We start from the raw sequence: 6,527 nt of genomic DNA on the forward strand, positions 1-6,527 counted from the left end.
AACTTTGATCAGATCAGTCGTGCGCGGCACGGGCGCCGCGCTGCCCCGCCGGATTATGAAGAATGCCGATTTCGAAGGCATGGTGGAAACCTCCGACGAATGGATCGCCCAGCGCACCGGCATCCGCCAGCGCCATATCGCCGGTGATGACGAGACGACGGCTTCGCTGGGTGAAGCGGCGGCGCGTGCCGCACTTGCCGATGCCGGGCTGACACCCGCCGACATCGACGTGATCGTGCTGGCGACCTCGACGCCCAACAACACTTTTCCGGCGACCGCCGTCGAGATCCAGAACCGGCTCGGCATGCATCACGGGTTTGCTTTCGACATGCAGGCGGTCTGCTCCGGCTTCGTCTATGCGGTGACCACCGCCGATCTCTACATCCGTGGCGGCCTGGCCAAGCGCGTCCTGGTGATCGGCTCGGAAACTTTCTCCCGCATTCTCGACTGGAGCGACCGCTCGACCTGCGTGCTGTTCGGCGACGGCGCCGGTGCCGTGATCCTGGAGGCAGGCGAGGGGACTGGCGCGATCGCCGATCGTGGCGTTCTGGCGGCCAGCCTGCGCTCCGACGGTACCCACAAGGAAAAGCTCTTTGTCGACGGCGGGCCATCGACCACGGGCACGGTCGGCCATCTCAGGATGGAGGGCCGCGAAGTCTTCAAGCATGCAGTCGGGATGATCACCGACGTCATCGAGGCGACGTTCTCGCAAGCCGGCATATCGGCCGATGACCTCGACTGGTTCGTGCCGCATCAGGCCAATAAACGAATTATTGACGCTTCCGCCAAGAAGCTCGGGATAGCCGAGCAAAAGGTGGTGGTGACGGTCGATTTGCACGGTAACACCTCGGCTGCTTCCGTGCCGCTGGCGCTGTCGGTGGCCGTCGCCGACGGCCGCATCAAGAAGGGCGATCTCGTGCTTCTGGAGGCCATGGGTGGCGGCTTCACCTGGGGTGCTGTTCTGGTTCGCTGGTAAGTGCCGAACGGTCCCGTTTCGGTCCTTGACCTTGCCGGATCAATTACTTAGGCTCTGCCGTTGTTGTGCCGAATTTAATGTTTTGAGCTGATGGGACGGTCGCATGGGGGGAAAGACACTTACGCGCGCCGACCTTGCCGAGGCTGTTTACCGGAAGGTCGGCTTATCGCGCACTGAATCGGCCGAACTTGTCGAAGCGGTGCTGGACGAGATCTGCGAAGCGATCGTCCGTGGCGAGACGGTGAAGCTGTCGTCCTTCGCGACATTCCACGTCCGCTCCAAGAACGAGCGCATCGGCCGCAATCCCAAGACCGGTGAAGAGGTGCCGATCCTGCCGCGCCGGGTGATGACCTTCAAGTCGTCGAACGTGCTGAAGAGCCGCATTTTGCGGTCTCATCAAAGCGGCAAGGCCAAAGGCGGCAAGTAGCCTCGTTCACCTGCGCGGTTGAAAACTGGCACCGCGCATGACGCCGGGCTTGAATATTGCTTCACAAACCGCTGAAATAAGGCCCGATTCGGCAGGTAAGCCGGATCATCGTCCAGCGTGAGGATTCGCCCATGGACAAGAGCCCCGACGCCTTTCGTACCATCAGCGAGGTCGCCGAAGATCTCGACCTGCCGCAGCATGTGCTGCGTTTCTGGGAAACGCGTTTCAACCAGATCAAGCCGATGAAGCGTGGTGGCGGCCGTCGTTACTACCGGCCGCAGGATGTCGAACTGATCAAGGGCATCCGCCATATGCTCTACGACCAGGGCTACACCATCAAAGGTGTGCAGAAGCTGCTGCGCGAAAACGGCAATCATTTCCTGGTCGCCATCGGCAATGGCGACATGGCCGCCGTCGAGGCGATCTCGCAGCGACGGCAGGCCGATCAGGTGCCGCTGACGCCGGCAGCCCAGCCGCGCGGCATGGACGACGAACTGGTTGGCCAGCCGCGCGTCAGACCCAGCCGCCGCTTTTTCGGCCTGGGCAAGAGCGACGAGGACGGTCCGGTTCAGCCGGACGCGTCGAAACTCTCGCGCGACAATCGCGCCCTGCTGCAGGAAGCGCTGTTCGACCTCCTGGAATGCAAGCGACTGCTCGATCAGGTACGCTGACCGCCAACTGAGCAATGTCGGCCTGTCGAAAACCGGAACCCGCCTTGGCGTGAGGCGTTACGTTTTCTTCTGCAATTGAAGGGAACACGTCATGGCATCATATTCGACCCTCTTGGACATCGACCTCGACAGGCAGGTCGCGGCTCTCACCAGGGAATTGGCAAGCCTGAAGAAAGCGGTGTCCAGGCGGGGCGGCGCCTATTACGAAGACGGTCGCGATGCCGCGTTCGACACCTATGCCGATCTTGCAGGGCGTCTGCGCGATGCGATGCCAGCCATCCGCAAACAGGGCAGGGTGATCGAGAAGTCGGCGCGCGACCATCCGGCGGCGGCCGCAGCGGTCGGCCTTGTGGTGGTCGGTCTCGTTGCCAGTCTGCTGTTCAACCGGCGCTGAGCTACGCGTCGCAAACCGGGAGAAGACCAGCCTTGAACAAGAAGCCAAGGCGGGTCTTCTCGTTGGCAGTCTATGCTTAGGCCTTCTTCATCATCACGTGATGTTGGTGATGATGGTGATGAACGACGTGGTGGTAGTGATGATGATGGTAGTGATGATGATGCTTTGCCATCGGGGCCGCATCCGCACTCGTCGCGCCTATCACCGGCGCCGTGAAAGCAAGTGCGACTGCAAGCCCGAGGGCCGAGAGGAGGGACTTCTTCATGGATCGGTTTCCTTTTTTAGCATGTGAATCGGGTCGATGACCCGATCGCCGCGAATGGGATTACGCTCCTGAATTTTTTCCTCGGTATTTCCCGATTGTAGAATTTTGTTTCTGGACTGTTTCTACGGAAACCGGGCTTCCACCGTCATCATCGCCAGGGCCGAAAAGCCATGCTTTACCGCCTGTTTTGCCTACATTGGCGGGACCACGCCATTATTTCCGACGACGACGCGGCCGGAACTCAGCGTGCCGTCAGCCGCACGCTCAGCGGCAACGAACACCGTCGCACCTGGCTTGAGGTCGGTCGGCGTGGCCGGCGCGAAGGTCACGACGGGTGTTGCGTCTGGTATCGAAATCTTCTTCGTCTGCCCATTGTCATAGGTCAGCGTGACGGCTCGGCCGTTTATGTCGGTGACGTCGGCCACGGTGCCGTTGGTCATGCGGCTATTTGGCTGCAGGTCCCAGGGGCGGTCGCCCTCGCCGGTGCCTTTCAAAGCGGCCGGAAATACCACCACCTCCAGCGCGCCGCTGCCGCCATCGGCTTTCGATACGGAGGCGATGCCGAGGAAATCGCCTTGCTTGATGTCCATCACGGATGCGTTGGCGACGCCCGATATCTTCCAGCCGGCATTGAGCTTGATGGCGGAGGTATCGCCTTGGCGGGTTTTCACGGTGAGCAGCGATGGCTCGAAACTGGCCACAGTGCCGCGTACGCCCAGCGTGTCCGCCGCTTGAGCACCGCCGACACCGACAGCGGAAAGGCTGGAAATCGTGCCGAGCACGACGATGAGTGTCTTCAAGTTCATTGCAGAGATCCTTCCGGGAACGCCTGGCTGGAACCGGATGGTTTTCAGGCCAGCGACTTAGGGAATAACGAACGGGCGGGGCGAAACTGCCGGACAAAGCGCGATTGGACGGTCAAAACAACTTGATCGCGATGTGTGCGCGACCCAGCCGCGCAAGCCGCCTGCTTCACGATAGCGTGACGGTCAGATTGGTACTTGGCAAATCGCTGGCGAGCGGGCATGTTCCCGATCGTCTCAGGCAACTTCGTCATTTGATCAAACTCTTTCAGCTTACGGAGTTGCCAATGCCCAACACTGCAAAAAGCGAAGCCCTTTCCGAATCGGTAGCCAATGAGATCGGGCCGGATTACAGCACCCTCAGAGCGATGCGGGAGACCCGCGGCTACAGTGTGGAAAAGCTTTCCCTGACATGCGGTCTGGCTGCCGACGAGATTGAGGATATCGAGAGCGGTAAGGTGACCGATCCGTCGAAGCTGCGTCGTATTGTGTCCGCGCTTCGACTTCCCCAGGACGCTTTGATCGCTTCGGCTGTGCACACGCCGGCCGCGCAAGGTCGATCCCTGGCATAGTTCAACATCGGGCATGCTCGACAACCCGCCAAGGATAGCCTTGGCGGGTTTGTTTTTGGGGTGCGGTAGCCTTCACGCCGCGGCCCGGGGCTTGCCGATTTGTATGTGGCGAGTGTTCATACGCGCGGCGACCCGATCCGCTGTCCATCAAGTCCTGAACTATGGTTTTTCGATATGAGCCTGGAATCCGTTCGTGCCTTCTTCGCCGCTCGCGCGCCCGACATCGATGTCATCGTGACGCAAGCGAGCTCGGCAACGGTGGCACTGGCGGCGGAGGCGCATGGCGTGCTGCCGGCGCAGATCGCCAAGACGATCTGCCTGCGCGTCGGCGAGCGCACCATGCTGGTGGTGACCAGCGGCATCGCCAGGCTGGACAACCGCAAGTTCAAGGACCAGTTCGGCGGCAAGCCGCGCATGCTCGACGCCGCGGAGGTTGTCGAAGCAACCAGTCACCCGGTCGGCGGTGTCTGCCCGTTCGGCCTGCCGGCGCCGCTGCCGGTCTACTGCGATCTCTCGCTGCGCGAATTCGACGAGGTCGTGCCCGCCGCCGGCGCCACCAACGCCGCCGTGCGGCTCGGCCCGCAGCGCATGGTCGATCTCACCGGCGCCGAATGGGTCGACGTCTGCCAAGGCTAGGTAAGGGGTTCGTCGGCACCAGCGATCGCATCGGCGCGATCGCTGCCGAATTTCGGTTGACCCGGGCGGGGTTATCACGATACATCGCGACCGGTCCGGAGTGTAGCGCAGCCCGGTAGCGCACTTGACTGGGGGTCAAGGGGTCGTCGGTTCGAATCCGGCCACTCCGACCAAACAAAACAAAGGCTTAGCCACTTCCCCCAGAGGTGGCTATAAAATTTCTAGCCACATTGTAGCCAGTAATGAAAAACCCGCGCGACGTGTGCCCGTAACCCCTTCGCTTAGGGTGGTAATACCCTTGTGCAATTGAGAAATGGCATCTCTGTGGTAGTTTTTCCATCTGTCGGCGGTCCTTTTCCTCCCATTCAGATCGCCGACCCGCGCTCACCACGCCCCCCTTGGTGAGCTATTAACAAACGCGCTGCCATCCCCCTCCGGCAGCGGGTTTTTTGCCGTCTGCCACCACAACAACAGATAGCCCGCCGAAGCGGGCCTTTGTCGTTTGTGGGAATAACGCGTGGTTCTACTGTGCGGAGCGGTCAGGCGTCGTTCTGCCCACCCTCGTAGGGATTGGCGCGGTGTCGTCAGCGCCATTGCTATCGATCTGTCGGGCAAGATGGCTGCCGGCCTGGCGATTGGAATTGGCATCGCAATTGGTCGCGCGCTGGCGGGCTAGAGACGATGGCGATTGACTCCACTCCCGCCCACGCGCCTGATAAGGTTTTAGTGGGAGCGACGCATGTATAAGGATGCAGAAGACTGGTATAAACGCTTTAAGGCGGCTGGTTGCCGCGGGCGTGTTGACATCGAGAAGATATGGTTCAGCGAAAGCGGACTTTTGGGGCCCCAAGCAAAGGCTGTCATCGAAGAATTGACGGGGCCGGACAATGAACAGAAGCGGCTCGAAGTCGTCGCATACATTCAGGCGCGCTACGCCGGGTTCGTAGGTTGGGCCGATTTCTAGATCTCGTCCTCACACCACGAGGCACTTTGTTGGGCGATGCTTGCGCTGGTCTGACGATTGCGGCATCCTCGCCGCAAAGAAGGAGTCCTCGTTTAGATGACGCATGGTGGTAAAAAGCAGGTGCTAGTAAAGGCATCCTCTTTTGGACCTTCTCGTGCCCTAGCTGATCCGCCTGTATTCGAAGCCACAAATGAGCGAACAAAGAACCGGATAGAGCGGCCTCTCGACGCATCGGAGACATTGCTTGCCCAATTGCATGCGGAGCGCCATCTGAAGCGAAGGCAATTCCGCGACGCCGCATTTGCAGACGGGGATCCACTAATTATCCGTGGGATAGCACCTACTAGCGATCCTCCGATCGTTCACCAATTCGCCGTGGTGGCAGAGAGATCCACGACCAAGAAGGTTCGTGTTCGCGTTTGGCAGGAAGTTGAGCAGAAATGGAGTAGCGCTCGAACGTTGCAGCGACGGGATATTGTTCGCAGGGCCACGCTTGAAGAAATGCCGCCGTTGCCGGATTTAGCCTAGAAAGGCTTATGAGCTTCCTCGCTCTCTACATCGCCGCGATCACTGCTTCGACGCTAGCCGGCGCCGTCTGGCGCTACTGGCAGCGCGACATGATCGGCATGATGGCTTGCCTCTTGATGGCCGGCATGGGCGGATATCTGCTGTTTCGCTGAGATGCGAGCGTCAACTCGAAATTTTCCGTCGACAGGTTCCAACCCAAAGGCATGATTCATGTGGCTAGCACTACTTTGGCAGTTTAGGTTTGAGGGCGTGTGCGAGCAGCTTCTGACAGTGAGGACATCTGCGGGGTGG

Annotated in this window: 10 protein-coding genes and 1 tRNA gene; 9 read left to right on the top strand and 2 right to left on the bottom strand. The window is 60.3% G+C overall.

The window, feature by feature from the left end; translation table 11 throughout:
- Positions 1-4: 4 nt before the first annotated feature.
- The 4 genes from AC07FD_RS32040 (at position 5) to AC07FD_RS32055 (ending at position 2,468) form a co-directional block, all read left to right on the top strand.
- Positions 5-976 carry a beta-ketoacyl-ACP synthase III gene (locus AC07FD_RS32040; RefSeq protein ID WP_478353092.1) on the top strand — a complete coding sequence of 324 codons (972 nt, stop codon included), beginning with the start codon at positions 5-7 and terminating at the stop codon, positions 974-976.
- Between the two features lie 103 nt (positions 977-1,079).
- Entirely contained in the window at positions 1,080-1,403 is a 324-nt protein-coding gene (locus AC07FD_RS32045) for an integration host factor subunit alpha (RefSeq protein ID WP_111545727.1), read from the top strand.
- Between the two features lie 131 nt (positions 1,404-1,534).
- Positions 1,535-2,074, top strand: a complete 540-nt coding sequence (locus AC07FD_RS32050; RefSeq protein WP_478353093.1) for a MerR family transcriptional regulator — start codon at positions 1,535-1,537, stop codon at positions 2,072-2,074.
- Positions 2,075-2,165: 91 nt separating this feature from the next.
- Positions 2,166-2,468 (top strand): hypothetical protein, encoded by a 303-nt coding sequence (locus tag AC07FD_RS32055; RefSeq protein WP_478353094.1) that lies wholly within the window; start codon positions 2,166-2,168, stop codon positions 2,466-2,468.
- A gap of 76 nt (positions 2,469-2,544) precedes the next feature.
- On the opposite strand, the gene AC07FD_RS32060 is transcribed toward AC07FD_RS32055, so the two are convergent.
- Both AC07FD_RS32060 and AC07FD_RS32065 read right to left on the bottom strand, forming a co-directional pair.
- Positions 2,545-2,733 carry a hypothetical protein gene (locus tag AC07FD_RS32060; RefSeq protein WP_478353095.1) on the bottom strand — a complete coding sequence of 63 codons (189 nt, stop codon included), beginning with the start codon at positions 2,731-2,733 and terminating at the stop codon, positions 2,545-2,547.
- 191 nt (positions 2,734-2,924) lie between these two features.
- Positions 2,925-3,539 carry a hypothetical protein gene (locus tag AC07FD_RS32065; protein ID WP_478353096.1) on the bottom strand — a complete coding sequence of 205 codons (615 nt, stop codon included), beginning with the start codon at positions 3,537-3,539 and terminating at the stop codon, positions 2,925-2,927.
- A gap of 104 nt (positions 3,540-3,643) precedes the next feature.
- On the opposite strand from AC07FD_RS32065, the gene AC07FD_RS32070 reads away from it, so the two are divergent.
- The 5 genes from AC07FD_RS32070 to AC07FD_RS32090 all read left to right on the top strand — a co-directional run bounded on the left by AC07FD_RS32070 (position 3,644) and on the right by AC07FD_RS32090 (position 6,388).
- The gene (locus tag AC07FD_RS32070; RefSeq protein ID WP_478353097.1) at positions 3,644-4,108 is read left to right on the top strand and encodes a helix-turn-helix domain-containing protein; all 465 of its coding nucleotides are present in this window, start codon (positions 3,644-3,646) and stop codon (positions 4,106-4,108) included.
- A 174-nt stretch (positions 4,109-4,282) separates the two neighbouring features.
- Entirely contained in the window at positions 4,283-4,744 is a 462-nt protein-coding gene (locus tag AC07FD_RS32075; RefSeq protein ID WP_478353098.1) for a YbaK/EbsC family protein, read from the top strand.
- Between the two features lie 96 nt (positions 4,745-4,840).
- Positions 4,841-4,917: transfer RNA gene (locus AC07FD_RS32080), tRNA-Pro, on the top strand.
- Positions 4,918-5,483: 566 nt separating this feature from the next.
- Positions 5,484-5,708 carry a hypothetical protein gene (locus AC07FD_RS32085; RefSeq protein ID WP_478353099.1) on the top strand — a complete coding sequence of 75 codons (225 nt, stop codon included), beginning with the start codon at positions 5,484-5,486 and terminating at the stop codon, positions 5,706-5,708.
- A gap of 536 nt (positions 5,709-6,244) precedes the next feature.
- A complete protein-coding gene (locus tag AC07FD_RS32090) occupies positions 6,245-6,388 on the top strand; it encodes a hypothetical protein (RefSeq protein ID WP_478353100.1) in 144 nt (47 codons plus the stop codon).
- Positions 6,389-6,527 lie beyond the last annotated feature (139 nt).

Source organism: Mesorhizobium waitakense (assembly GCF_056431085.1).

Coding starts and splice junctions, on each gene's coding strand:
- AC07FD_RS32045 (WP_111545727.1), top strand. CDS start 1,080: ATGGGGGGAAAGACACTTACGCGCGCCGACCTTGCCGAGGCTGTTTAC.
- AC07FD_RS32050 (WP_478353093.1), top strand. CDS start 1,535: ATGGACAAGAGCCCCGACGCCTTTCGTACCATCAGCGAGGTCGCCGAA.
- AC07FD_RS32055 (WP_478353094.1), top strand. CDS start 2,166: ATGGCATCATATTCGACCCTCTTGGACATCGACCTCGACAGGCAGGTC.
- AC07FD_RS32060 (WP_478353095.1), bottom strand. CDS start 2,733: ATGAAGAAGTCCCTCCTCTCGGCCCTCGGGCTTGCAGTCGCACTTGCT.
- AC07FD_RS32065 (WP_478353096.1), bottom strand. CDS start 3,539: ATGAACTTGAAGACACTCATCGTCGTGCTCGGCACGATTTCCAGCCTT.
- AC07FD_RS32075 (WP_478353098.1), top strand. CDS start 4,283: ATGAGCCTGGAATCCGTTCGTGCCTTCTTCGCCGCTCGCGCGCCCGAC.
- AC07FD_RS32085 (WP_478353099.1), top strand. CDS start 5,484: ATGTATAAGGATGCAGAAGACTGGTATAAACGCTTTAAGGCGGCTGGT.
- AC07FD_RS32090 (WP_478353100.1), top strand. CDS start 6,245: ATGAGCTTCCTCGCTCTCTACATCGCCGCGATCACTGCTTCGACGCTA.